This is a genomic window from Pseudomonas sp. LBUM1651 (assembly GCF_059716135.1).
The window spans coordinates 4,960,668-4,985,428 of sequence record NZ_CP166805.1 but is presented as its reverse complement, the minus strand read 5'-3'; the positions used below and the strand labels follow the sequence as shown (position 1 = coordinate 4,985,428).

Genomic DNA, 24,761 nt, shown 5'->3' with positions numbered 1-24,761 from the left:
CGTTTTAGCCTGAGGTAATGCCATGGAAGAGCAACTCCCCACGAAGTCCACCTATAAACCCAAGGTGCTGCTGGTCGATGATGAGGAATCCATCCTCAACAGCCTGCGTCGCCTGTTACGCAGCCAGCCCTATGAGGTGCTGCTGGCCACCAGCGGCGCCCAGGCCCTGGAAATCATGGCGCAACAGCCGATCGACCTGGTGATGAGCGATGCTCGAATGCCCAACATGGACGGTGCCACGCTGCTGGCCCACATCCACCAGCGTTATCCCGATGCCGTCCGGATCATGCTGACCGGTTATGCCGACCCCTCGGCCATTATCAAGGCCATCAATGACGGGCAGATTCACCGTTACATCAGCAAACCCTGGCACGATGAGGAAATGCTGCTGATATTGCGACAATCACTCGCGTATCAGCATTCCGAGCGTGAACGGTTGCGTCTGGTGCAGGAAACGTGGGATCAGAACGAGAAATTGAAGCAGCTCAATATCACCCTGGACAAACGTGTCGCCTCCCGCACCGCAGAACTGCAGCAGACCGCCGACATGCTCGACCTGGCCTACGAAGAGCTCAAGCACAGCTACGTCACCGGCACCGAGATGTTCTCGCTGCTGGCCAACCTGCGCATGCCGCCGGCCAAACAGACCAACCGCCAGATCATCGAGCTGGTGCGGGTGTACTGCAAGCTCCATGGCCTGGATGAAGGCACCAGTCGCGACCTGACCATGGCGGCGGCGCTCTACAACATCGGCAAGCTGAGCTGGACCGACAGCATGATGACCGCCCCCGCGGACCTGTTGCATCACAATGATCGTGAGCGTTATCGCAATTACCCGAAACAAAGCGAATCGCTGTTGATGACGCTCGACCCGATGAAGGATGCCGCCCGTCTGATTCTTCACCATCAGGAGCGTTGGGACGGCAGCGGTTTCCCCGACCGGCTCAAGGGCGAGGCGATACCGGTCGGTTCTCGGCTGTTGAAACTGGCAGTGGATTTCATCGAGTTGCAGCGCGGGTTGATCCTGGAACGGCAAATGAACAGTGATGAGGCGCTGGTGTATATCCGCAGCTATGCCGGAAAACTCTACGACCCCGGGATGGTGGAGGATTTCATTCAGGTGTGTGCCGCCTACCTGAGCGATGTTTCACTGGCCGATCCGACGGTCAAGGTCATGACCACCCGGGAATTGGCAGCGGGGATGATCCTGGCGCGCAACCTCAATGCCGACAACGGCATGCTGCTGCTCAATGCCGGCAAGGTGTTGAACGGACCGCTGGTGGAAAAACTGATCGCATTCGAAGCCATGGAGGGGGCGAAATACAGCATTTTTGTGAAGGTGCCGGAGGATGTGGAGGTCGCTCTCCTGGAGGCAGGTCAGGCTTCCCCGGCGTTGCACTGATCCCCTGTAGGAGCGAGCTTGCTCGCGATAAACCAGAGAATGCTGCGGGCTGCCAGGCCTACAGCGTTATCGTTGACGATCATCGCGAGCAAGCTCGCTCCTACAAGGGGCGGGCACTGCTCTGCCAGAGATTTTTCGGCGTGACGACGCACCGATACACATGTGATCCTTGCGCCTTTTAGCCAAGGCCAATCCTTATTCATGACCCCTTCATCCGCCGCTTCACCCCGCATCATCCGCATCGCCGCCGCCCTGTTGATCGGTCCCGACGGTCGTACCCTGCTGGTTCGCAAGCGCGGCACCGAGGCCTTCATGCAACCGGGTGGCAAGATCGAGGCCCATGAACAACCGGCCTGTGCGCTGGTCCGTGAACTGGATGAAGAGCTGGGATTGGTCATTGATCCGGCGCACGCGATCTATCTAGGGCAATTCTCGGCACCGGCCGCCAACGAGCCGGGATTTATCGTACAGGCCGAACTCTTCCAACTTACGATCGATTCAGACGTATCCCCGGCTGCGGAGATCGAAGAAGTGCGCTGGATCGACCCGGCGACTGACGGAAATGTCACCCTGGCGCCATTGACACGGGACCTGATCCTGCCGTTTTATCGAGCCTCGCTGACCGCGATCGCCTGATTATTCACGGACCAAGGATTGCCCATGATTCCGCTTCAAGACTTGCTGATCTTCGCCGCTGCCGCGTTGCTGATGGTACTGACACCGGGGCCGAACATGATCTACCTGATCTCCCGTTCGATCTGCCAGGGCCGCAGGGCCGGGGTGACCTCGTTGCTCGGTGTGGTCGCGGGATTCTTCGTGCATCTGTTCGCCGCAGCGGCGGGTCTGACGGCGGTGTTCCTGGCGGTGCCGATGGCCTATGAAGTGTTGAAGTGGGCCGGTGCGCTGTACCTGATATGGCTGGCCTGGCAGGCGGTCAAACCGGGGGCGCGATCGCCGTTCGAAGCGCAGCAGTTGCCACCGGATTCGTCGCGCAAACTGATCACCATGGGTTTTCTGACCAGTGCCCTGAACCCGAAAATCGCAGTGTTTTACCTGTCGGTGTTTCCACAGTTCATCACGCCTGAGCATGGCTCTGTGTTCACCCAGAGCGTGGTTCTCGGTTTGACCCAGATCAGCGTCAGTTTCTGCGTCAACCTGTTGATCGCGGTGTTTGCGGCAGGCATCGCGTCCTGGTTCGTCAACAATCCGACCTGGCTGGCGGTGCAACGCTATTTCATGGGGTTCGTGCTGTCGGCGCTGGCGGTGCGGCTGATGCTTGAGCAACGAAGGGCGGCGTGAACATGTGGATTGAGCAGCTTGATGCCAGCCATGCCCTGGACTATCGGGCACTGATGCTCGAAGCCTACGACTTGCATCCCCAGGCGTTCACCTCCAGCGTGCGCGAGCGCGCGACGATGCCGCTGAGCTGGTGGGAGTCGCGCCTGACCAGCAAGCTGGATGTGGTGTTCGGCGCATTTGAGGAAGGGCAATTGGCGGGCATCGTCGGCCTTGCCTTCGAACCTCGTGAAAAGGCCCGGCACAAGGCGACGCTGTTTGGCATGTACGTGTCCGGTAAGGTCCGTCAGCGCGGGCTCGGTTATCAACTGGTGCAGGCGGTGTTGGCCGAGGCGCAAACCCACAAGGGCCTGAGGCTGATTCAGCTGACCGTCACCGCGGGCAATGAAGCGGCGTTGAACCTGTACCAGCGGTGCGGCTTCATCCAGTTCGGCCTGGAACCGATGGCGGTGCGGGTGGGCGAAGACTACTTCGACAAGATCCACATGTGGCGCGAGATCTCCTCCGACTCTGAGGGATGACGGCTTTTTGTGGCGAGGGGACTTGTCCCCGTTGGAGTGCGAAGCGCTCCCCGGCATTCTTTCAGGCAAATCGCGCTCGCAGGTTTTAGGGCCGCTTCGCAGCCCAACGGGGACAAGTCCCCTCGCCACAGGGACCGTATCGGCTATCGAACCGCGCTGACCCCATCCAGAGTAGAAAACGACGTGTCTTTCGCCGTCAGCAGAAAATCACGCATGTACGGCGCATCCAGCATGTCCGCGCGAATCCCCGCGTACAACGTCGCAAACAACCCTTTCTCACCCAGCCGCTTGGCCTTCACATAGCCCCGTGAGCTGTATTCATGCAGTGCCCAGTGCGGCATGCCGCACACGCCGCGGCCGCTGGCCACCAGTTGCATCATCATCACCGTCAGTTCCGAGGTGCGGACCTGGGCCGGTTCGATGTCGGCCGGTTCGAGGAAGCGGGTGAAGATGTCCAGCCGATCACGCTCCACCGGGTAAGTGATCAAGGTCTCGGTCAGCAAATCTTCCGGCACGATATACGCCTTGCTCGCCAAACGGTGCTGATTGGCCACCGCGAGCATCGCTTCATAAGTGAACAGCGGCACATACGTGATGCCGGCGATTTCCAGCGGATCGGAGGTCACCACCAGATCCAGATCGCCACGGGCCAGGGCTGGCAACGGTGCGAAGGAGAAACCCGACGCCAGGTCCAGTTCAACTTCCGGCCAGGCATCGCGGAACTGGTCGATGGTCGGCATCAGCCACTGGAAGCAACTGTGACACTCGATTGCCATGTGCAAGCGCCCGGCAGTGCCACCCGCCAGCCGCGCGATATCGCGCTCGGCACCGCGCAGCAACGGCAGGGTGGCGTCGGCCAGTTGCAGCAGGCGCAAACCGGCGCTGGTGAAACGCACCGGTTTGGTTTTGCGCACGAACAGCGGCATGCCCATGCGCTCTTCCAGCTCCTTGAACTGGTGGGACAGCGCCGACTGGGTCAGGTGTAGACGGTCGGCGGCATCGACCAGGCTATCGGCTTCGCGCAAGGCGTGCAGGGTCTTCAGATGACGGATTTCAAGCACTGGCGCCTCCATGAGGAAAACTTGTGATCAACAAGAAAAGGTTGAGTTTGTCTCATGTTGGGTTGGCTGTCGACAATAGGGCCATCTTTTACAAGGAGAAACTCACCATGGCTCTGGCCCACACACTTGGTTTTCCGCGCATCGGCGCTGACCGTGAATTGAAAAAAGCCCTCGAATCCTACTGGAAGGGCGATCTCGATCAGGACGCGCTGACAAGCGTCGGTCGCCAACTGCGCGCCACCCACTGGCAATTGCAGAAAGACGCCGGCATCGACCTGCTGCCGGTCGGCGACTTCGCCTGGTACGACCAGGTGCTGACCCATTCCCTGACCTTTGGTGTGATCCCGGAGCGTTTCGACAGCACCAAAAACGCCAACGGCCTGCCGACGCTGGACACGTTGTTCGCCATGGCTCGTGGTGCTACCGCAGCCTGCTGCGGCGGCGAACACACCAGCGCGCAATATGCACAGGAATTGACCAAGTGGTTCGATACCAACTACCACTACCTGGTCCCGGAATTCACCGCTGACCAGCAGTTCAAACTGAGCTGGGAACAGCTGTTCGACGAAGTCGACGAAGCCAGGGCCTTGGGCCACAACATCAAACCGGTGATCATCGGCCCGCTGACTTACCTGTGGCTGGGCAAGGCCAAAGGCAATGACTTCGACAAGCTCGAGCTGCTGGAGCGCCTGCTGCCGATCTACGGCGAAATCCTCGGTCGTCTCGCCGCCCAAGGCGTGGAGTGGGTGCAAATCGACGAGCCGATCCTGACCCTCGACCTGCCGCAAGAATGGAAAAATGCGTTCGAACGCGCTTACCACATCCTTCAATATTCGCCGCTGAAAAAACTGGTGGCGACCTACTTCAGCGGTCTTGAAGACAACCTCGGTCTGGCGGTCAGCCTGCCCGTGCAAGGCTTGCACATCGACGCGGTGCGCGCGCCGGACCAGCTCGGCCAAGTGCTCGACAGACTGCCGACCTACAAGATTCTGTCAGTTGGCCTGGTTAACGGTCGCAACGTCTGGCGCTGCGAACTTGAGCAAGTGCTTGCCCAACTGCAACGGGCTCAGGAACGCTTTGGCGACAACCTGTGGGTCAGCAGTTCCTGCTCGCTGCTGCACAGCCCGGTGGACCTGGAGCGTGAAGACAAACTCGATCCGGAACTGAAAAGCTGGCTGGCGTTTGCCGTGCAGAAGTGTGGCGAAATCGCTGTGCTGCGTGATGCGCTTAACGATCCGCAATCGCCCAAGGTGCAAGCCGCACTGGCGGAGAGTCGGGCGATTCAGACCAGCCGTGCCGAGTCTCCGCGTATCCATAAAGCTGAAGTGCAAGCCCGCATCAATGCCATCGGTGCAGCCGACAGCCAGCGCCAATCGCCGTTTGCCAAACGCATCGAGCAACAACGCGCGCGGCTGAAGCTGCCAGCGTTCCCTACCACCACCATCGGTTCGTTCCCGCAGACCGGTTCGATCCGTCTGGCGCGTCAGGCGTTCAAGCAAGGCAAGCTGTCGGCCAACGATTACACCGACGCCATGCACAGCGAAATCCGCCACGCGGTGCAAGTCCAGGAACGCCTCGGCCTGGACGTGCTGGTGCATGGTGAAGCCGAACGCAACGACATGGTCGAGTACTTCGCCGAGCAGCTGGACGGCTACCTGTTCACCCGATTCGGCTGGGTGCAGAGCTACGGTTCCCGTTGCGTGAAGCCGGCGATCATCTACGGCGACCTGAGCCGTCCGCACGCCATGACCGTCGACTGGATCACCTATGCGCAAAGCCTGACCGACAAGGTCATGAAAGGCATGCTGACCGGTCCGGTGACCATGCTGATGTGGTCGTTCCCGCGGGAAGACGTTTCGCGCAAAATCCAGGCGCAGCAGTTGGCGTTGGCCCTGCGTGACGAGGTGGTGGACCTGGAAAACGCCGGCATCAAGATCGTGCAGATCGACGAAGCCGCGTTCCGCGAAGGTTTGCCGCTGCGTCGGGCGCAATGGCAGGAATACCTGAACTGGGCGGTGGAAGCGTTCCGCTTGAGCGCATCCGGTGTGCGCGACGAAACCCAGATCCACACCCACATGTGCTACAGCGAATTCAACGATGTGATCGAGGCCATCGCGGCGATGGATGCGGACGTGATCACCATCGAAACCTCGCGTTCGGACATGGAATTGCTGGAGGCCTTCGAAGCGTTCGACTACCCGAACGATATCGGCCCGGGTGTGTATGACATTCACTCTCCACGGGTGCCGGACACGGCGGAGATGGTCAAGTTGATGAGCAAAGCCGTGCAGCGGATTCCGGCGGAACGGTTGTGGGTGAACCCGGATTGCGGTTTGAAAACCAGGGCGTGGCCGGAAACCGAATCGGCGTTGGTGAACATGGTGGCGGCGGCGCGGCAGTTGCGTAGTCAGTTGGCTTAAGGACGCCATCGCGAGCAGGCTCGCTCCCACATTGTGATTTGTGTCGTGCACAAAATTTGTAATCGACACAAATCCTGTGGGAGCGAGCCTGCTCGCGATGAACGATAACGCGGTCTCGGATATGACCGTTCAGCACTCTTCATCAAACTGTCACGTAACTGTGGCAGCGCGCTTGATCAAACTTCATCAGACTCGCGCTCTACTGGGGTTCTGCGTTTCGGTGTTTTTCATGCGTGCACGATTTTTATCAACAGCGGCTTTCCTGGCCGCGTTGTTGTTCAGCCTGCCGTCCTTTGCGGCTTCTCGATGTGATGTCAATGTTCCGACCGAACACGTCGATCTGGCGCAGGTGAGCCTGGCGTACCAGAGCATCGGCCGTGCCTCGGATCCGGCACTGCTGCTGGTGATGGGCCTCGGCGGGCAGTTGATTCACTGGCCGGACGAGGTGGTGGTCGCGCTGTGTCAGCAGGGCTTTCGGGTGATTCGATATGACAATCGCGATGTCGGCCTGTCCACCTGGCGACAGGCGCCTGTCGACGCCAATCTGACCTTCGAAGTGCTGCGCTACAAACTCGGTTTGCCGGTTTCGGCGCCGTATTCCCTCACGGACATGGCCGACGATGCGCTGGGTTTGATGGATGCGTTGCATGTCGATCAATTCCATGTGCTGGGCGCGAGCATGGGCGGGATGATCGCCCAGCATATGGCAGCCATGGCGCCGCAGCGGATCGAGAGTCTGACGTTGATCATGACCACTTCCGGCGCGGAAGGCTTGCCGGCGCCGAGCGCGGCGCTGGTGCAGTTGCTGTCGCGCCGGGGCGCACCGAATCGTGAAGTGGCGCTGGAGCAGCAGGCTGATTTGCTCGCGGCGCTGGGCAGCCCGACGGTGAGCGATGATCGGCAGGCACTGTTGCATCAGGCGGCGCAGTCCTATGACCGGGCGTTCAACCCCGAGGGCGTGAAGCGCCAGATCATGGCGATCCTCGCGGAGCCGAGTCGGGTGGCGTTGCTCAATCAGTTGCGGGTGCCGACGCTGGTGGTTCATGGCACTGCCGATCCGCTGTTGCCGGTGATGCATGGGGTGCATTTGGCGGCGCATATTCACGGTAGTCAGTTGAAGCTGATTCCCGGGTTGGCCCATCGTTTTCAGGAGGCGTTCAAAGCGCCGTTGCTCGGGGCTGTGTTGCCTTATTTGCAGGCTCACCGTGAAGACACTTCGCATTGGGCGCAGATCGATCCTGTGGTCGAACACAACCTTCTGTAACACGGGGACACAGCCCGCAGTTCGGCTTCGCGACGACCTACAGGCAGCGTGTTCGACTGCGTCGAACGGCGCTGCGCGCCACTCCCCGGATGAACACCTCCACTCAGCCTCCCGAAGGGGCGGGTAGATCAAGAGCTGCAGGCGAGCTAACGCTCGGCCTGATGAGTGGTGGTGGGCGGGGGGTGTACGAGATTTGCTTTGTTTTTCTGTAGGAGCCGAGCTTGCTCGCGAAGGCGGCCTGATAGCCGACGTATCTCTTGCCGACATACACAGCGGACTCACACAATCCCGCTTCCACAGGTGTATCGTTCATCCTTTTCCGGCCTGTGTTCAGCCTGCGAGGTGTGTGATGAGTGCTCCCCTGAAGATCGATTTCGTCAGCGACGTGTCCTGCCCGTGGTGCGTCGTTGGCCTGTACGGCCTGACCCGGGCCCTGGATGTGTTGGGCGATGAGGTCCAGGCCGAAATCCGTTTCCAGCCGTTCGAGCTGAATCCGAAGATGAGCCCTGAAGGGCAGAACATCACCGAACATATCACCGAGAAATACGGTTCGACCCCGGAGCAATCGCAAAAGAACCGCGAGATGATTCGCGTACGCGGCGCCGAAGTCGGCTTTGCCTTTCGCACGGACGGTAACAGCCGCATCTACAACACCTTCGACGCCCACCGCCTGTTGTACTGGGCGGGGCTGGAAGGGTTGCAGTTCAATCTGAAGGAGGCGCTGTTCAAGGCGTATTTCACCGACGGCGGCAATCCTTCCGACCACGGTCAGTTGGCGCAGGTCGCGCAAAGCGTTGGTCTGGACCGGCAGCGGGCCGAGGCGATTCTGGCGTCGGACGAGTTCGCCAGGGAGGTGCGGGAGGAAGAGCAGTTGTGGCTGTCCCGTGGCGTCAGTTCGGTGCCGACCGTTGTCTTCAACGGGCAGTACGCAGTCAGCGGCGGGCAACCGGTGGAAACCTTTGTCGGGGCGATTCGACAGATCATGAGCGAAGCGAAGGGCGGCACGGTCAGTTGATCGGATCGCAGTTGAATAGAAATATATCAATGTGCCACTATGGTTTAAGCCGTTCCTACCGACATAGGCAGCAACGATTTCAATCATAGGGATTTGATCCATGACTCTTCACGCCTTTCGCACGTGGGCAGCGCTCACGTTGCTCGCTTGCCTGACCCTTACTGGCTGCGCCCACATCCAACCGCCTGTTCCGCTGGATAAACAATTCTGGGATGCCAAGGAGCCGACCATCGGCGTGGCCATCACTGTGGTGCCGGCGCCGGTGCTGGCGCTGACCGGTCAACAGGGGATGCTCGATTACGCGATCAATCGGGGCGTGAACAGCAAACTCAGCGACAACGTCGAAAAATGGCAAGTGCGCGACCTGAACACGTTGCCGGATGTCATCGTCGCCAAGCTGCAGGCTAAGGGCTACAAGGTCAAGCGGATCAATGAGCCGGTTGACCTGAATGTCTATAAGCAAACCAGTTTCCGTGAAGGCTACATGGGCCGTGACCTGACTCCGATCAAGGGCGCTTACGGCGTCGATCGCCTGTTGCTGGTGAATGTCTTCGCCACCGGCGCTACCCGCAGCTACTACGGATTCGTGCCGACCAGCGTGCCGATGGCGCAGGTGAGCGGGCAGGGCCTGGTGGTCGATCTGGCCGACAATAAATTGCTGTGGTTCAAACCCTTCACTGCGGTGCAAGCGGCTCAGGGCGAGTGGGATGAGCCGACCTACACCAACCTGTCCAATGCCTTCTATCAGGCCATGGACACGAGCCGTCAGCAAATGATCACACCGTTCGAACAATGAAGCGCTCGATCATGGGGGCCAGTGCGCTGGCCCTGCTGATGCTCGCCGGTTGCGCGCAGAAACCGGCGCCCGAGGCCGGTTTCAAGTCGCAGAGTGCCGCGTCCTACGTCCAGGCTCATGGACTGAAAGTGGACATGCAGCTGCCGCAGGCGTTTGTCGGTGCCAGCACGGTGATTGGCGCCGAGGCGGCGCAGAAGGCGGCTTCGTCGAGTCATAACCTGGTGGCGGGTGCCAATGCGGCAGGGTTGGCAGGTTTGCTGGTGGCGAGCCTGATCAACACTCAGATGGGCAGCGGCAGCTTGCAGCGCGATGCGGAAAAGTCTGCGCTTAAGGATTCGCGTCCGATGGCCGACCTGCTCGCCGGCGTGCCATTGCAGGAGCGTCTGCAACAGCGCTATCAACAGGCGTCGCAAGTGGCCGGGCTGAAACAAGGAGAGGGGCAAGTCACCGCGCGTCTGGTGATCGAACCGAAGCTGATGCTCACCCCCGATCGCGGCAGCTTTGTGCTGGTCAATCAGGTGCAGGTCCAGGACATTGCCGGTTCGGCGCTGTATCGCATGCGCATCGAAGTGGCGAGCCAGCCGATTCGGCGTTGCGGCAAGCAATGCATCGACGACGGCACTCTGGATCTGGCGAAGGTCACGGCCGTGCTCGACGAGTGCATCGACGAGTCCATGCGTGTTTTAGCCACCGACCTGATGCTGCCGGCACCGCCGGAGGCGGCCCAGGAAACCTTGCGGTATGTGCTCGATGGCCAGCGTGTGGTCGAACGCGGTTATCAGTTGGCTAATAACGGCAGCTATTGGCGTTATCGCAACCTCTATGGCGCAGTGAAATCAGTGCCGGTGCCGTTCGAGGATGCGCTGACGCAAGCGCAGTTGCAGAAGGTTTACGGGCAGTAAACCTGTGGGAGCGAGACCGGCTTGCCGGCGATGGTGTGTCAGCCACATTGATGGCGACTGACACACCATCGCCGGCAAGCCGGTCTCGCTCCCACAGGGGATTTTCGTTAACCGTGAAAGCGCATCCACACACCGACCAAAACCGTCGCCGCCATTCACAACGCCAGCCTTGAGCATCAGTGGCTCAGCCCGTACTTCTTCACTTTGTCGAACAGGGTGGTTTTGGCCATCCCCAGTTCCAGGCTGGCCTGGGTCAGGTTGCCGCCGCTGCGTTGCAAGGCGTCGCTGAGCAGGTTGCGTTCGAAGGCTTCCACCGCTTCGGCGAAGGCCAGGCCCTGATTGCTGCCGCTGGCACCGGATTTCTTGAAGGCCGGCAGACCGAGGGCAAAACGCTCGGCGACGTTGCGCAGTTCACGGACGTTGCCCGGCCAGTCGTGGCTCATCAGGTTCGACAGGGTCTGGTTGTCCAGCTCCGGCACCGCGCGGTCGAAGCGCAATGACGACTGCTGCAGGAAGTGTTCGAACAGTTGCAGGATGTCTTCACGGCGTTCGCGCAACGGCGGCAATTCCAGGGTCACCACATTCAGGCGGTAATACAGGTCGCTGCGGAATTCGCCGGCCTTGCTCGACTCGTCGAGGTCGGATTTGGTCGCCGCGATCACCCGGCAATCCACAGCCACACTCTGGTTCGAGCCGAGGCGTTCGAGGGTGCGTTCCTGCAACACCCGCAGCAGTTTGATCTGCAACGGCAGCGGCATGCTTTCCACTTCGTCGAGGAACAGCGTACCGCCGTCGGCGTGTTCGATCTTGCCGATCCGCCGTTTGCCGGCACCGGTGAAAGCGTTGGCTTCATGGCCGAAGATTTCGCTTTCGAACAGGTTCTCCGGCAGGCCGCCGCAGTTCAGCGCGACGAACTGCTTGGTGTGCCGCCGACTGAAATCGTGCAGGCAACGCGCAACCAGTTCCTTGCCGGTGCCGGTCTCGCCTTCGATCAGCACATTGGCCGAGGTGTCGGCGACATTGGCGATCAGTTCCCGCAGGTTCTGCATCGCTGGCGAGCGGCCGATGATCCGGCCTTCCAGAGAATCCCGCTCCGCCAGTTGCCGACGCAGCGAAGACACCTCCCGCGCCAGGCTGCGTTGCTCCAACGCGCGACGTGCCACATCCACCAGCCGTTCGGGGGAGAAGGGTTTCTCCATGAAGTCATAGGCGCCTTTCTGCATCGCGCCGACGGCCATGGAGATGTCGCCATGGCCGGTAATCAGCACCACCGGCAGGCTGCGATCGCGAGCCTTGAGCCGGGTCAGGAGTTCGAGGCCATCGATGCCCGGCAGGCGAATATCGCTGATGACGATGCCGGCAAAATTGTCGCCGACCCGCTCCAGCGCTTCTTCGGCACTGCCCACGCCGACGCAGGGAATGTCTTCCAGGGTCAGCGCCTGTTGGCAGCCAAGTAGCACATGGGGGTCGTCTTCGACGATCAGCACACTAAGGTCGTTGTTCATATTGGCTCGGCAGGAGTAGGGCTTACCAACGGTAAACTGAGGACGAAGGTGGTACCACCGCTGGCCGGGTGCTCGACACCCAAATGTCCGCCCGTCGCGGCGGCCAGGCTGGCGGAAAGGGTCAGGCCGAGGCCCAGGCCCTGTTCGCCGGGTTTGGTGGTGAAGAACGGTTCGAACAGATGCTTGCGCGCTTCGGCGTCGATGCCGTGACCGTTGTCGCGTACCCGCAGGCGATATTTGCCATCGAACTCTTCGCCTTCAAGCCACAACACCGGCAAGGGTTGTGCCTGCATGGCATCGAGCGCGTTGCCGATCAGGTTGACCAAAATCTGCTCCAAGCGGGTCTGGTCGATCTGCACCTGCACATCGGCGAATTCGCGATGCAGTTGCAGATGAACACTTTCGACTCGCCCGCCAAGCAGTTGCAGCGCGGCGTCGACCGCTTTGCCGAGGCAGGCTTGACCCTTGTCGTCACCCCGTCGGGCGAAGGAACGCAGGCTGGCGGTGATCCGGCCCATGCGGTCGATCAGTTCGTTGATGGTCTTGAGGTTGGTGCTGGCAACGTCCAGCTGACCACGCTCGAGAAAGCGCACGGTGTTGCCGGACAAGGTGCGCAGCGCGGCCAGTGGCTGGTTCAATTCGTGGGCGATGCTGGTGGACATCTGGCCGATGGCCGCGAGTTTGCCGGCCTGCACCAGTTCATCCTGAGCACGGCGCAGCGTCTCTTCAGCGTGCCGCCGTTCGCGGATCTGGCCCTTGAGCCGTTCGTTGCTGGCGCGCAGGTCAGTGGTGCGTTCGGTAATCCGACGCTCCAGTTGATTGTTGGCTTCCTGCAAGGCTTCCCGGGCGGCGAGGCGGGTGGCGATCACCTTGCGCCGCTCGTTCCAGGCGATCAGCAGGAACGCCACGAGGGCAAACGCCACGGCGACCAGAATCCCCTGATTGATCGCTTCGCGGCGCAAATCCTGCAATGGCGTAAGCAGGGTGAAATTCCACGGCGTGTCGCTCAAGGGGCGGGTTTGCGAGAGGTAGCTGATGTCCTCTTGGTCGGACTCCACTTCGCTGTTGGCCGGGAAGGTCAGCTTTTCCTCGCCTTCGGCCAGTTTTTCCCGGGCCAGCGGTTGCAGTTCGTTCAGGGGGAACCAGTAGTACTGAAGGCTGCGGGCGAGTTTTTCTTTGGTCTCGTCGCTCAACGGAACCACTGATTTGAGCCGTCGCGCCGGATCGCTGGACAGAATGATGATGCCGTTTTCGTCGCTGACGAAGGCTTCCAGGCGCGCCCGTTGCCAGCGTTCTTCCAGGGCTTCGAGGCGGACCTTGACCACGGCGACGCCGATGATCTTGCCGTGTTCTTCCAGCCCATGGGCCAGGTAATAACCGGGTTCGCCGGTGGTGCTGCCGATGCCATAGAAGCGCCCCGGCTGGCCGCGAACGGCGTTCTGGAAATAGGCGCGGAAGGACAGGTCTTCACCGAGGTAGCTGTCGACGTCGCGCCAGTTGCTGGTGGCCATGACGCGGCCGGTAGTGTCCATCACGTAGATGGCCCGACTGCGGCTGCGCCGGTTCAGGCCTTCGAGGTATTCATTGACCGTTTGCCGGTATTCCGGCGACGGATCGGCCAACAGCTTCGACACACTGGATTCGAGTTCCAGCAGGCTGGGCAGGTAGGTGTATTTGCTGATTTCGCTCTCGACGGCGCGGGCGTGCAGTTCGAGTTGACGCTGGCCGTTTTCGCTGAGGCTGCGGATGCCGTAGTGCTCACTGACCCAGAAGCCGACGTAACCCAACCCGATCATCAGGGCGATGACCAGCGGCGGCAGGAACAGATGACGAATCAGACGGGGTTTCACGGCGAGTGATGGCATTGCTGCGCGATAGAGAGTGGGGTCGCATTTCATCACAGATGCCTTGGGTCAACCAGCTTGGCAACGGGCTTGCTCTGGTTTCCAGTCGAACACGAAACCCTGTGGCGAGGGAGCTTGCTCCCGCTGGGTCGCGCAGCGGCCCCAAAACCTGAAAATGCATGCAACTGACACAGCGCATTTGCCGGTTTTACGACTGCTTCGCAGCCGAGCGGGAGCAAGCTCCCTCGCCACAAGGGAAAACCAGTATCGTTTTAGTGCTGCAGAATCTTGGCGAGGAAGTGCTGTGTACGCTCGGCGCGGTGGCTGATGTCGCCGAAGAAGTCCTCTTTCTGGCAGTCTTCGATGATTTTGCCCTGGTCCATGAAGATCACCCGGTCCGCCACTTTACGGGCGAAGCCCATTTCGTGGGTTACGCACATCATGGTCATGCCTTCGTGGGCCAGTTGCACCATCACGTCGAGCACTTCGTTGACCATTTCAGGGTCCAGCGCCGAGGTCGGTTCGTCGAACAGCATGACGATCGGGTCCATCGCCAGCGCACGGGCAATCGCCACACGCTGTTGCTGACCACCGGAGAGCTGGCCCGGATGCTTGTGGGCGTGCGCCGAAAGACCGACGCGCTCCAGCAGTTGCAGGCCTTTCTTGGTGGCTTCTTCCTTGCTGCGACCCAACACCTTGATCTGCGCGATGGTCAGGTTTTCGGTGATGGTCAGGTGCGGGAACAATTCGAAATGCTGGAACACCATGCCGACGCGCGAACGCAGTTTCGGCAGGTTGGTCTTCGGGTCGGCGATGGACGTACCATCGACCACCACGTCGCCTTTCTGGAACGGTTCCAGCGCGTTGACGCATTTGATCAGGGTGGATTTGCCGGAGCCGGACGGCCCGCACACCACAATCACTTCACCTTTTTTGACCTCGGTGCTGCAGTCAGTCAGTACCTGGAAGTCGCCATACCACTTGTTGACATTCTTGATAGAGATCATACGGCAAACCTTTTTTGCAGACGCTTGACCAGCAGCGAGGCGGCAAAGCTGATTGTGAAGTACACGAGACCTGCGAAGATCAGGAACTCATTGGAGCGACCGATGATGTCGCCACTGGCGCGCGAGGCATTGAGGAAGTCCACCAGACCGACCGCATACACCAGCGAGGTGTCCTGAAACAGGATGATGCTCTGTTGCAGCAGCAACGGAGTCATCTTGCGGAACGCTTGCGGCAGGATGATCAAACGCATCATCTGGCCGTAATTCATGCCCAGAGCCTGGGCAGCGCCCATCTGACCCTTGGGAATGGACTGAACACCGGCGCGGACGATTTCGCAGAAGTACGCCGCTTCAAACATCATGAACGCCACGATGCACGAAGCGAACGCGCCGATCGGGGTGTCTTCGCCAGTGATCCAGCGCAGCACGAACGGCACCGCCAGATAGAACCAGGTGATGACCAGCAGCAGCGGGATCGAGCGGAAGTAGTTGACGTAGGCGCCGGCAATGTTCGACAGCAGTTTGCTGTGGGACAGGCGCATCAGCGCGAGGATCGTGCCGAGGATGATCCCGCCGACGACGCCCAGCGCCATCAGTTGCAGGGTCATCACCATGCCGTTCCACAGTCCTGGCAGGGACGGGATGATGCCCGAGAAATCGAATTCCATCATTTACCCCCTACGGAGATCAGGCCCGGTACGGCGACTTTCTTCTCGACCAGACGCATCAGCAGCATCAGGCTCATGTTCAGGGTGAAGTAGATCAGCGTCGCCAGGGTAAAGGCTTCGAACAGGTTCGCGGAGAACTCGGCGGTTTGCTTGGTCTGTGCGAGTAGCTCCATCAAACCAATCAGCGAGGCGACGGAGGTGTTCTTGAACACGTTCAAGAATTCCGAGGTGAGCGGCGGAATGATGATCCGATAGGCCTGGGGCAGCAGCACGTTCCAGTAGATCTGCGGCAGCTTGAAGCCCATGGCGCGAGCGGCGGATTCCTGACCGCGTGGCAACGCCTGAATGCCGGTGCGCACCTGTTCGCAAACGCGAGCGGTGGTGAACAGGCCCAGGCACACGACGACGCTGAGGAAGGCCGAGGTGGTCGGGTTCAGGTCCTGTTTGTACCAGTCCTGCAGGTTTTGCGGCAGCAGATCGGGCACCAGGAAGTACCAGATGAACAGCTGCACCAGCAGCGGCACGTTACGGAAGAGTTCGACGTAGCAGGTCGCGATGCCCGACACGATGCGATTCGGTACGGTGCGCATGACGCCCAGAATCGAGCCCAGCGTCAGGGCAATGATCCAGGCCACGATGGCGATGGCGATGGTCCAGCCCAAACCGGTGAGGTACCAGTCGAAATAAATCTCGCTGCCCACCCCGGTGGACTTGAAGAACACGCCCCAGTCCCAGTTGTAATTCATTAGGGTCTCCCCTCGGATTCGATCATGTACAAGTGCCCGCCTGGGGAAGCTCCGTTCCCGCCTGATCTTGAAGGTCAGGCACACACGAGCGGCTCGACAGCCACCGGTTCGAGTGTTTCCAAAAATGCCAGCAGGGAGTGACAATCTCCTGAAAGAGCAGTGGCCCTCTCAGGAGATCAGGTTAGTCAGAATCAGGATTTTTTGTCGTCAGCCGCTTTATCGGTCGGATTGGCGATCAGGGCCTTGAGCTCGTCGCTCATCGGGAACATCAGGTTCAGGCCTTTTGGCGGAATTGGCTGGTTGAACCACTTGTCGTAGATCTTGTTGATCTCGCCGGATTTGTAGGTGGCGACGATCGCGTCATCCACAACCTTCTTGAACGGCTCGTCACCCTTGCGGACCATGCAGCCGTAGATTTCGTAGGACTGTGCAGTGCCGGTTACAGCCCATTCGGTCGGCTTCTTGGCCTTGGCCATTTCACCGGCCAGCAAGGCATCGTCCATCATGAAGGCCACGGCGCGACCCGATTCCAGCATGTTGAAAGACTCGCCATGGTCTTTGGCAGAGATAACGTTCATGCCCATCTGCTTGTCGGCGTTCATCGATTTGAGGATGCGCTCGGACGTGGTGCCGGCGGTGGTCACGACGTTCTTGCCTTTCAGATCGGCGAAGTCTTTGTACGGCGAATCTTTCTTGGCCAGCAGCTTGGTGCCGATTTCGAAGATGCCGACGGAGAAGTCAACTTGCTGCTGACGTTCCACGTTGTTGGTGGTGGAGCCGCACTCGACGTCCACGGTGCCGTTCTGCACCAGCGGGATACGGGTTTGCGAGGTCACCAGGTTGTATTTGACCTGGAGGTTCGGCATGTCCAGGTCTTTCTTGATGGCTTCAACGATTTTCAGCTGGATATCGTGGGAGTAGCCAACCGGTTTGCCGGAAGCGTCCGCGATGTAGGAAAACGGAATGGAAGCGTCACGATGCCCGAGGGTGATGACACCGGACTCTTTGATCTTCTTCAGTGTGCCGGTGAGCTCGGCAGCGAAAACTGGAGTGGTAATCAGAGCGGCAGCAATGGCTGCGCCCAGGATATGGGGAACGATGCGCATCAAATTTTCCTCGACATTGTTTTTATATGGAGCCAGTTCATCGGCCCTTTTGTGCTTCGAATGTCTGTTGGCGCCTCACGGGGTGGCGCGGCAAGCATTCGTCCTAGAGTGTAGAGCATGACTCGTGCCAGACCAGGTTATACAGACCAACATATTGATTTATAAGGAAATTAAATATTTATAACTCTGAATGTCGAGGTGGGATAATCCGGTTAACCGAATCGACCGACAGGTCGCGTTCGGAAAACCGAATGCACTTTGGTGTGTACAGACCCCTGTAGGAGCGAGCTTGCTCGCGATGGTGTATCAGCCACATTGACTTAACTGACACACCTTCGCGAGCAAGCTCGCTCCTACAGTGGATCTTCGGTGTGTCGTGGAATGCAAAAAGCCCCTGAATCGTGAGATTCAGGGGCTTTGCTTTAACCGGATTCCCGATCAGGCCGCTTCGATCTTGCTGCGGTTCTGCTCGACCTTGCTCAGGTAATCCGCGAGTTTCTGCTGCTCGGCCTCAGTGGTGAACAAGCCGAGCTTGCTGCGGCGCCACAGAATGTCATGCGCCGTGGTCGCCCACTCTTCGCTACACAGGTAATCGACTTCGCGGGTGTAGAGACCGCCGCCAATGTGCTCACCCAGATCGCTGAGGTTCTGCACGCCTTCGAGCATGCGCCAGGTGCGACTGCCATAGGTCGTTGCCCAGCGGCGGGCGATCTCAGTCGGCACCCAGTCGAACTGGTCACGAATCCGTGAGCTCAGCGCCTGCGGGGTGGTCATGTCTTCGCCGCCCGGCAGGGTCGCCGTGGCGGTCCAGCTCGGCTTGATGTGCGTGAAGTACGGCGCCAGTTGTGCCAGCGCCGATTCGGCCAGTTTGCGGTAGGTGGTCAGCTTGCCACCGAATACCGACAGCAATGGCGCTTCTTCTCCCGTGCCCGACAAGGCCAGGGTGTAGTCGCGGGTGACGGCCGACGGATTGTCGGATTCGTCGTTGCACAGCGGACGAACACCGGAATAGCTGTGCAGGATGTCGTCGCGGCTGACCTGCTTTTTGAAGTGGGCGTTGACCACTTTCAACAGGTAATCGGTTTCACCTTCAGTGATCGCCACCTTCGCCGGATCGCCGGTGTATTCGCGGTCGGTGGTGCCGATCAGGGTGAAGTGGTTCAGGTACGGAATGGTGAACACGATGCGCTGATCTTCGTTTTGCAGAATGTGCGCATGCTCGCCTTCGTACAGTTTCGGCACGATCAGGTGGCTGCCCTGGATCAGGCGGATGCCGTAAGGCGATTCCATCTTCAGGTCGTCACGAATGAACTTGGCGACCCACGGACCGGCCGCGTTCACCAGTGCCTTGGCGCGAATCGAAAACAGGCTGCCGTCGGCGCGTTCCAGGTGCAGATGCCACAGGCCTTTGGTGCGACGAGCGCTGACGCAACGGGTCTGGGTGTGAACGTGGGCGCCTTTCTCGCGGGCGGCCATGGCGTTCAGGACCACCAGGCGTGCATCGTCGACCCAGCAATCGGAGTATTCGAAGCCTTTGGTGATTTCGCTTTTCAGCGGGCTGTCCGGGCCGAACTTCAGGCTTTTCGAACCTTCCAGTTTTTCCCGTTTGCCCAGGTTGTCATAAAGGAACAAGCCGGCGCGGATCATCCACGCCGGACGCAGGTGCGGACGGTGTGGCAGCACGAAACGCATTTGCTTGACGATGTGCGGCGCCTTGGCCAGCAACACTTCGCGCTCCGCGAGGGCTTCGCGCACCAGGCGGAATTCGTAATGTTCGAGGTAGCGCAGGCCACCGTGGATCAGCTTGCTGCTGGCCGACGAGGTATGGCTGGCCAGATCATCCTTTTCACAAAGGAACACCGAGAGACCGCGGCCGGCGGCATCCGCTGCGATCCCCACGCCATTGATCCCGCCACCGATGACGGCAATGTCGTAGACCTCAGCGAGAGGGGGCGTAGGCAAGGTAGAAGTGGGCATCGGCTGGCCTCGGGCTCTTTTGATTTTCGGTATTGGATTTCGAACATAAATGTTCATTTGCGAAAATGGTAGCCCATAAAGCCGCGCACAGCCAGTCAACTTCGATTGAAAATACTGATCGAAGGGTGGCTAAAGGAAAATTTTCGAACATAAAAAGAATGGGGAAGGGATTTGCTGCGCTTTTTTGTAGGAGCACGGCTTGCCGGCGATGGCGTACTCAGGGTCGCCATCGCCGGCAAGTCGTGCTCCTACAGGTTGTTTAACTACCTTCGGTGTTAAACAACCTCCAACCGAATCTTGTGCTGACTCAACAACTGCGCCAACGCCGGCACTGGCTGCTGATCCGTCACCAGGCAATCGATCAAACTGATCGGTCCCAAACGAATCATTGCGTTGCGCCCGAATTTGCTGGAGTCCGCCGCCAGAATGACCTGCCGGGCATTGGCAATGATCGCTTGCGACACCCGCACTTCCTGATAATCGAAGTCCAGCAGGCTGCCGTCTTCATCGATACCGCTGATGCCGACCAGCGCGAAATCGACCTTGAACTGGTTAATGAAGTCGACACTCGCCTGGCCGACCACGCCGCCATCACGCCGCACATTGCCGCCGGTCAGCAGGACATCGAAGTCGTCCTTGGCGCTGAGCATCGAAGCCACGTGCAGGTTGTTGGTGATGATCTTCAGGTGATTGTGGTTGAGCAACGCCCGGGCAATCGATTCGGTGGTCGTACCGATGTTGATGAATAGCGAGGCGTGATCGGGGATCTGTGCCGCAATGGCTTCGCCGATACGCTGCTTTTCATCGCGCATCTGATCAGCGCGCATGGCGTAGGCGGTGTTTTCGACACTGGAATCGTAGGCCGCGCCGCCATGATAGCGCCGCAACAAGTTGGCTTCCGCGAGCTGATTGATGTCGCGGCGGATGGTCTGCGGTGTAACGACGAACAGCGTGGCCATTTCCTCGATGCTGACGTAGCCGCGTTCGCGAACCAGTTCGAGGATTTGCTGCTGACGGGGAGGCAGATTCATGGGGCTTCCTTTGGGCTGCCGTGCAAAATTTGCCCATGATGCCGCAGGAATCTGCTCCCTACCAGTTACATGCAGATACGAGTACTTACGTTGGCTTATTCAGCGCCTTCATGAGGTTCCCAATCACGGGTGCGGCTGACCGCTTTTTTCCAGCCGGCGTAGAGTTTTTCCTTCGCGGTTTCGTCCAGCGTCGGTTCGAACTCGCGTTCGATAACGGCCTTGCCGCGCAGCTCTTCCAGGCTACCCCAGAAGCCACACGCCAGACCGGCGAGGTAAGCGGCGCCCAATGCTGTGGTTTCGCGCATTTGCGGACGCTCGACCTGAGTGCCGAGGATGTCGGCCTGGAACTGCATCAGGAAGTTGTTCGCCACTGCACCGCCATCCACGCGCAGGGCTTTCAGGCGTTCGCCGGAATCCTGTTGCATGGCGTCGAGCACGTCGCGGGTCTGGTAGGCAATCGACTCCAGCGCTGCACGAATGATGTGATCCACGCGTACGCCGCGGGTCAGGCCGAACAGTGCGCCACGGGCATACGGGTCCCAGTACGGTGCGCCCAGGCCGGTGAAGGCCGGTACCAGGTACACGCCGTTGCTGTCCTTGACCTTGTTGGCGAAGTATTCGGTGTCGTGGGCGTCATTGATGATCTTCAATTCGTCACGCAACCACTGAACGGTTGAACCGCCGTTGAACACCGCGCCTTCCAGTGCGTAGGCCACTTCGCCACGCGGGCCGCAGGCGATGGTGGTCAACATGCCGTGCTTGGACTTCACGGCTTTGTCGCCGGTGTTCATCAGCAGGAAGCAGCCGGTGCCGTAGGTGTTTTTCGCCTGGCCTGGCTCGACGCACATCTGGCCGAAGAGGGCGGCCTGCTGGTCGCCGGCGATACCGCCAATGGCGATGCCGCTTTTGGTGTGGCCGTAGATTTCCGACGAGGACTTAACTTCCGGCAGCATTTCGCGCGGAATATCCAGCACCTCCAGCATCTTCGCGTCCCACTGCAAGGTGTGGATGTTGAAGAGCATGGTGCGCGAGGCGTTGGTGTAGTCGGTGACGTGAACCTTGCCGCCGGTAAATTTCCAGATCAGCCAGCTGTCGACGGTGCCGAACAGCAGCTCGCCTTTGCGCGCACGCTCACGGCTGCCTTCGACGTTGTCGAGGATCCACTTGAGCTTGGTGCCGGAGAAGTACGGGTCGGTGACCAGGCCGGTGGTGTCGCTGATGTATTGCTCGTGGCCGTCGCGCTTGAGTTGCTGGCAGATCTCGGTGCTGCGGCGGCACTGCCAGACGATCGCGTTGTAGATCGGGCGGCCGGTGGTCTTGTCCCAGACGACGGTGGTTTCACGTTGGTTGGTGATGCCGATGGCTGCCACCTGGTCGTGATGCAGGCCGGCTTGCGCCAGGGCCTCGACCATCACGGCGCTTTGGGTGGCGAAAATTTCCATCGGATCGTGTTCGACCCAACCGGCTTGCGGGTAATGCTGGGCGAATTCGCGCTGGGCGGTGCAGACCACGTTCGCGTCGCGGTCGAAAATGATCGCGCGGGAGCTGGTCGTACCCTGATCGAGGGCAATGATGTAGTTCTTATTCTGAGTGTCGGTCATGTCGATTGCCTTGGACGAAAAAAGGGAGTGAGGTCAGGCGCGCGCTCAAATGGGCAGGATCGCGCGCCAACGGTATCAAGAAGTTCTTGGTTTGCCGTCAATGGCCGGTGTTGCGTCCTTTGTAGCAGGTATGGCGCCGGGCAGATGACGGGCAATCAGCCCGCGATAAGCGGCAGCACCGAGGCAGGCACCGACGATCGGTGCAAAAATTGGAATCAGGAAATACGGGATAACACGCCCGCCGGTGAAGGAAATTTCACCCCAGCCAGCGAAGAAAGTCATCAGTTTCGGCCCGAAATCCCGTGCCGGGTTCATCGCAAAACCGGTCAGCGGGCCCATCGAACTGCCAATCACCGCAATCAGCAGGCCGATCAGCAACGGTGCCATCGGTCCGTTCGGCAAACCGTTGTTGTCGTCGGTCAGGGACATGATCACGCCCATCAGGACGGCGGTGATGATCACTTCAACCAGGAAGGCCTGGGCGGTGGACAAGGCCGGATTGGGGAATGTGGAGAACACCGATGCCAGTTCGAGGCTGGCTTGAGTGCCACGAACCATATGGTGAGTTTGTTCGTAATCGAAGAAGAGGTTGCTGTACAGCGTGTAAACCAACAGCGCGCCGCAAAAGGCGCCAGCGACTTGGGAAAGAATATAGAACGGCAGTTTACGCTTTTCGAAGTCGGCGAAAATACTCAGCGCGATGCTGACGGCAGGATTGAGGTGAGCCCCGGAAACTCCGGCGGTCAGGTAGATCGCCATGCTGACGCCGACGCCCCAGATGATGCTGATTTCCCACAAACCAAAGCTGGCACCCGCGACTTTGAGCGCGGCAACGCAACCGGTACCAAAAAAGATCAGCAGAGCAGTACCCAGAAACTCGGCCATGCATTGGCTGGAGAGCGACGGTTGTTGTAAAGCAGTTGTCATCGAAAACCTCTTTGTTTTTGTTGTCTGGCGCTCTTTTCGTCATGGCCAAAGCGCGATTTTCACCGAGGCAGAATCCCCATCCTGTTCCCGGCTTACTGCTGGTTGCTGCGTTGTCACGTTGTACGGTATTCAGATTCGAAAAAATATAGACAAGAAACACTGCTGTCAAAGGTCGAAAGTGAACTACCAGTCACATTGAAACTATTAGTCACATGAATGATCGTTTTGTTTGGCAGGCGAGACGATCTCTGACGAACGGTAAAAACCAGCGCCAAGCTGTGGAAACGCTGCCGTGATAGAGCCTTTTGTGGAGCAATGTCCTAGAATCCAGCGCAGTATTTTTTCTCTGCCGCCCAGTCTGGAGCTGTCATGACCCCCGCATTGGATTTGTTGAAAAAGGTTCGCGCCGAACATCGCGTGCACAGTTACGAACATGATCCGAAGGCGGCGTCCTACGGGCTGGAGGCCGCGGAGAAACTGGGTCTCGACCCGGCGCAGGTGTTCAAGACATTGCTGGCGGCCAGCGAGAAAGGGGAATTGCTGGTGGCCGTGGTGCCGGTCGTCGGAAGTCTGGACTTGAAGGGCCTGGCGCATGCGGCCGGCGTTAAAAAAGTCGAAATGGCCGACCCGGCCGCCGCGCAACGTTCGACGGGTTATCTGTTGGGCGGCATCAGCCCGCTGGGGCAGAAAAAGCGCCTGCGCACTTTTATCGACAATTCGGCCCAGCCCTTCGCCAGCATTTTTGTCAGTGCCGGTCGGCGTGGTCTGGAAGTGGAACTGGCCCCCGCGGTACTGGCCGAACACACCCAGGCCAAGTTCGCCGATATCGGCCGCGCCTGAATCAGGGAGAAGGTTATGCAGCTTGAGTTTCATCAGGTCGATGCGTTCAGTGATCGGCCGTTCAGTGGCAACCCGGCGATGGTCTATCGGCTCGATGCCTGGCTCGCCGACGAGTTGATGCAGAAGATCGCGGCCGAGCACAACCTCGCTGAAACTGCTTTTGTGGTGCGTGAAGGGCAGGGCTGGCACATTCGCTGGTTTACCCCGACGACCGAAGTGCCTTTGTGTGGGCATGCCACCCTGGCCAGCGCGTATGTTTTATTTGAAATCTATCAAGAACCGGTCGAGCGCCTGGACTTCATCTGCAAATCCGGCCCGTTGAGCGTGCGTCGCGAAGGTGAGCGGCTATGGCTGGATTTCCCGGCAATCGTACCGTCTGAAGTGGGCGTGACACTGGATGTCGAACGCGCCTTGGGCGTCGAAGTGGTCGATGTGCTGGGTTCAAATGAATTGTTCGTGGTGCTGGAATCGGAGCAGGCCGTGCTCGATTGTCAGCCTGACTTGGTCGCATTGGCCAAACTGCCGTGGCCGGGCGCTATCGTCACTGCCAAGGGCAGCAAGCATGATTTTGTGTCGCGGTACTTCGCGCCGGCGATTGGCATCAACGAAGATCCGGTGACTGGGTCGACCCATTGCAGCCTGATTCCGTACTGGTCGAAACGTTTGGGCAAGTCGAGTCTGACGGCGTATCAGTGTTCGAAACGCGGCGGGGAGTTGTTCTGCCGATTGGAAGGGGATCGGGTGAAGATTGGCGGGAGCGCGACGCTGGTGGCGAGCGGAACGCTGATGCTGAGTTGACTCAATCCCTGTAGGAGCAAGGCTTGCCCGCGAA

22 protein-coding genes are annotated in these 24,761 nt (G+C 59.5%); 11 read left to right on the top strand and 11 right to left on the bottom strand.

Annotated features, from left to right (window positions below; translation table 11 throughout):
* Window positions 1-22: 22 nt before the first annotated feature.
* From nosR to ACA066_RS23355, 4 genes are all read left to right on the top strand, one after another.
* Window positions 23-1,402, top strand: coding sequence for a response regulator c-di-GMP phosphodiesterase, NosR family (gene nosR, locus ACA066_RS23370; protein WP_497696812.1), 1,380 nt, complete (start codon window positions 23-25; stop codon window positions 1,400-1,402).
* A 201-nt stretch (window positions 1,403-1,603) separates the two neighbouring features.
* Window positions 1,604-2,038, top strand: coding sequence for an NUDIX hydrolase (locus ACA066_RS23365; RefSeq protein ID WP_497696811.1), 435 nt, complete (start codon window positions 1,604-1,606; stop codon window positions 2,036-2,038).
* A 24-nt stretch (window positions 2,039-2,062) separates the two neighbouring features.
* A complete protein-coding gene (locus ACA066_RS23360) occupies window positions 2,063-2,701 on the top strand; it encodes a LysE family translocator (protein WP_497696810.1) in 639 nt (212 codons plus the stop codon).
* A gap of 2 nt (window positions 2,702-2,703) precedes the next feature.
* Window positions 2,704-3,219, top strand: coding sequence for a GNAT family N-acetyltransferase (locus ACA066_RS23355; RefSeq protein WP_497699944.1), 516 nt, complete (start codon window positions 2,704-2,706; stop codon window positions 3,217-3,219).
* 143 nt (window positions 3,220-3,362) lie between these two features.
* Here the strand turns inward: ACA066_RS23355 and metR are convergent, their stop codons facing one another.
* Window positions 3,363-4,280 (bottom strand): transcriptional regulator MetR, encoded by a 918-nt coding sequence (gene metR, locus ACA066_RS23350; RefSeq protein WP_084323017.1) that lies wholly within the window; start codon window positions 4,278-4,280, stop codon window positions 3,363-3,365.
* A gap of 107 nt (window positions 4,281-4,387) precedes the next feature.
* Between metR and metE the strand changes: the two genes are divergently transcribed.
* The 5 genes from metE to ACA066_RS23325 all read left to right on the top strand — a co-directional run bounded on the left by metE (window position 4,388) and on the right by ACA066_RS23325 (window position 10,677).
* Window positions 4,388-6,700 (top strand): 5-methyltetrahydropteroyltriglutamate--homocysteine S-methyltransferase, encoded by a 2,313-nt coding sequence (gene metE, locus ACA066_RS23345; RefSeq protein ID WP_497696809.1) that lies wholly within the window; start codon window positions 4,388-4,390, stop codon window positions 6,698-6,700.
* 229 nt (window positions 6,701-6,929) lie between these two features.
* Window positions 6,930-7,964, top strand: a complete 1,035-nt coding sequence (locus tag ACA066_RS23340) for an alpha/beta fold hydrolase (protein ID WP_497696808.1) — start codon at window positions 6,930-6,932, stop codon at window positions 7,962-7,964.
* A 349-nt stretch (window positions 7,965-8,313) separates the two neighbouring features.
* Window positions 8,314-8,979 carry a DsbA family oxidoreductase gene (locus tag ACA066_RS23335; protein ID WP_497696807.1) on the top strand — a complete coding sequence of 222 codons (666 nt, stop codon included), beginning with the start codon at window positions 8,314-8,316 and terminating at the stop codon, window positions 8,977-8,979.
* A 100-nt stretch (window positions 8,980-9,079) separates the two neighbouring features.
* Entirely contained in the window at window positions 9,080-9,775 is a 696-nt protein-coding gene (locus tag ACA066_RS23330; RefSeq protein WP_497696806.1) for a hypothetical protein, read from the top strand.
* The gene (locus ACA066_RS23325) at window positions 9,772-10,677 is read left to right on the top strand and encodes a hypothetical protein (RefSeq protein ID WP_497696805.1); all 906 of its coding nucleotides are present in this window, start codon (window positions 9,772-9,774) and stop codon (window positions 10,675-10,677) included. Before ACA066_RS23330 ends, ACA066_RS23325 begins: the two co-directional genes overlap by 4 nt.
* A 176-nt stretch (window positions 10,678-10,853) precedes the next feature.
* Here the strand turns inward: ACA066_RS23325 and aauR are convergent, their stop codons facing one another.
* The 10 genes from aauR to ACA066_RS23275 form a co-directional block, all read right to left on the bottom strand.
* Window positions 10,854-12,182, bottom strand: coding sequence for a two-component response regulator AauR (gene aauR, locus ACA066_RS23320; RefSeq protein ID WP_301308728.1), 1,329 nt, complete (start codon window positions 12,180-12,182; stop codon window positions 10,854-10,856).
* On the bottom strand, window positions 12,179-14,080 hold the full coding sequence (gene aauS, locus ACA066_RS23315; RefSeq protein WP_497696804.1) for a two-component sensor histidine kinase AauS: 1,902 nt from the start codon (window positions 14,078-14,080) through the stop codon (window positions 12,179-12,181). Before aauS ends, aauR begins: the two co-directional genes overlap by 4 nt.
* A 218-nt stretch (window positions 14,081-14,298) precedes the next feature.
* Window positions 14,299-15,033 (bottom strand): amino acid ABC transporter ATP-binding protein, encoded by a 735-nt coding sequence (locus ACA066_RS23310; protein WP_497696803.1) that lies wholly within the window; start codon window positions 15,031-15,033, stop codon window positions 14,299-14,301.
* The gene (locus ACA066_RS23305) at window positions 15,030-15,701 is read right to left on the bottom strand and encodes an amino acid ABC transporter permease (RefSeq protein WP_214384920.1); all 672 of its coding nucleotides are present in this window, start codon (window positions 15,699-15,701) and stop codon (window positions 15,030-15,032) included. The genes ACA066_RS23310 and ACA066_RS23305 overlap by 4 nt, the downstream gene beginning before the upstream one ends.
* Window positions 15,701-16,447, bottom strand: a complete 747-nt coding sequence (locus tag ACA066_RS23300) for an amino acid ABC transporter permease (protein ID WP_497696802.1) — start codon at window positions 16,445-16,447, stop codon at window positions 15,701-15,703. The genes ACA066_RS23305 and ACA066_RS23300 overlap by 1 nt, the downstream gene beginning before the upstream one ends.
* A gap of 191 nt (window positions 16,448-16,638) precedes the next feature.
* Window positions 16,639-17,553, bottom strand: coding sequence for a glutamate/aspartate ABC transporter substrate-binding protein (locus tag ACA066_RS23295; protein WP_497696801.1), 915 nt, complete (start codon window positions 17,551-17,553; stop codon window positions 16,639-16,641).
* Between the two features lie 438 nt (window positions 17,554-17,991).
* Window positions 17,992-19,530, bottom strand: coding sequence for a glycerol-3-phosphate dehydrogenase (gene glpD / locus ACA066_RS23290; RefSeq protein WP_497696800.1), 1,539 nt, complete (start codon window positions 19,528-19,530; stop codon window positions 17,992-17,994).
* A gap of 275 nt (window positions 19,531-19,805) precedes the next feature.
* Window positions 19,806-20,561 (bottom strand): DeoR/GlpR family transcriptional regulator, encoded by a 756-nt coding sequence (locus ACA066_RS23285; protein ID WP_007916700.1) that lies wholly within the window; start codon window positions 20,559-20,561, stop codon window positions 19,806-19,808.
* Between the two features lie 95 nt (window positions 20,562-20,656).
* On the bottom strand, window positions 20,657-22,162 hold the full coding sequence (gene glpK, locus ACA066_RS23280) for a glycerol kinase GlpK (RefSeq protein ID WP_214378404.1): 1,506 nt from the start codon (window positions 22,160-22,162) through the stop codon (window positions 20,657-20,659).
* Window positions 22,163-22,237: 75 nt separating this feature from the next.
* Complete coding sequence (locus ACA066_RS23275) at window positions 22,238-23,089, bottom strand: MIP/aquaporin family protein (RefSeq protein ID WP_497696799.1); 852 nt, start codon at window positions 23,087-23,089, stop codon at window positions 22,238-22,240.
* A 369-nt stretch (window positions 23,090-23,458) separates the two neighbouring features.
* Between ACA066_RS23275 and ybaK the strand changes: the two genes are divergently transcribed.
* Entirely contained in the window at window positions 23,459-23,929 is a 471-nt protein-coding gene (gene ybaK, locus ACA066_RS23270; RefSeq protein ID WP_007971306.1) for a Cys-tRNA(Pro) deacylase, read from the top strand.
* Window positions 23,930-23,944: 15 nt separating this feature from the next.
* Window positions 23,945-24,727 carry a PhzF family phenazine biosynthesis protein gene (locus tag ACA066_RS23265; protein ID WP_497696798.1) on the top strand — a complete coding sequence of 261 codons (783 nt, stop codon included), beginning with the start codon at window positions 23,945-23,947 and terminating at the stop codon, window positions 24,725-24,727.
* Window positions 24,728-24,761 lie beyond the last annotated feature (34 nt).